This is a genomic window from Erysipelatoclostridium sp. An173 (genome assembly GCF_002160495.1).
Taxonomy (GTDB): domain Bacteria; phylum Bacillota_I; class Bacilli_A; order Erysipelotrichales; family Coprobacillaceae; genus Thomasclavelia; species Thomasclavelia merdavium.
Genome location: NZ_NFKR01000098.1, coordinates 1 through 1219, shown reverse-complemented (window position 1 = coordinate 1219; position 1219 = coordinate 1). Strand labels below are relative to the sequence as shown.

General features: G+C 32.7%; 1 pseudogene. It reads left to right on the top strand.

Annotation, left to right across the window (positions count from 1 at the left end):
• Nucleotides 1-21: 21 nt before the first annotated feature.
• Nucleotides 22-1219, top strand: a pseudogene (locus tag B5F09_RS15255) (hypothetical protein); the annotation flags it as partial.

Below are 1219 nucleotides of genomic sequence, written 5' to 3'. Positions count from 1 at the left end.
ACAGATGAAGAATTAGCATCATTGAAAAATTCAGATACAGCAATCTGGCTAGTACAAGGGGAAACAGATAGTTCAGTAGCAACAGATGAATGTTCTAAGAGAATGTTTAGTATTCTAACAGAAGGACGTACTGATATTGTTACTTCAAATCATAGTCAAAGTATTGCATCAGATTTCACAACTTATGAAACAAGTGATAACAAATATAAATTATCATTATATGAAACTACTGGTGATGATAAATTAATGTTTGCAGAAGATTATGATCAAGACGGAGTAGAAACATTAGTAGAATATAGTAATCACTGGTCATGGATTTATACATTAAATAATAATCCACAAGATAGTGATGGAACTCATATCTGGCAATGGGCTGCTAATTATGTTGAAGAAGAAGCTAAAGATATTTATCCAGTTGAATTACATACTGAAGTAACTGATGCAGGTCAAGTTGTATCTAAAATGGTAATTGACTATGGTTCTGGTTATAAAGTAAGTGGTGTAACAAAAGATACATTTATTGTTCATGCAAAAGCTTCTACTGAAGCAATTCGTGAAGGAACTGATTTAACAGCTGGTGATTATGATATTGATCGTAAAATTGTTAAGGTAGAAACTGATGGTCAATATGTAACTGTATATTTTGATATGTCAGAAGGTGCTACTTTATCTTATTTGAGTGCTGGTAGAAATTATCCTGCTGATTTAACTTATACGGTAATTCAAAATAGTCCTATTACTTTAACTGCTGCAGATGGAAGAGTAATTGATGATATGTATTCAGCAATTTATACTGCGGATACTTCAAATATGATTGATAAAGAAACATCAAAATTCCAATCAGTTATTGTTGATGGCGGAATTAACTATCAATATTATGATGCTCAAGAAGGAGATTCATTAATTGTCTGGTTCCATGGTAACGGTGAAGGAGATTATAATAATTCTCAAAATAATGTTGCTCAAATGTTAGGAAATAGAGGAACTGTTGCCTGGGCAACTGATGAAGCACAAGATATCTTTGGTGGTGCAGATGTAATGGCATTCCAAGCACCAGATACATGGTATTATGCACAACGCGATGGTTTATTAGAAAAAGCATATAATGAGATCCAGGAAGTAATTAAAACAAAAGGAATAGATCCAGATAAAGTATATGTATCAGGATGCTCAGCAGGTGGATACATGACAACAAGAATGTTAATTGCTTATCCAGATT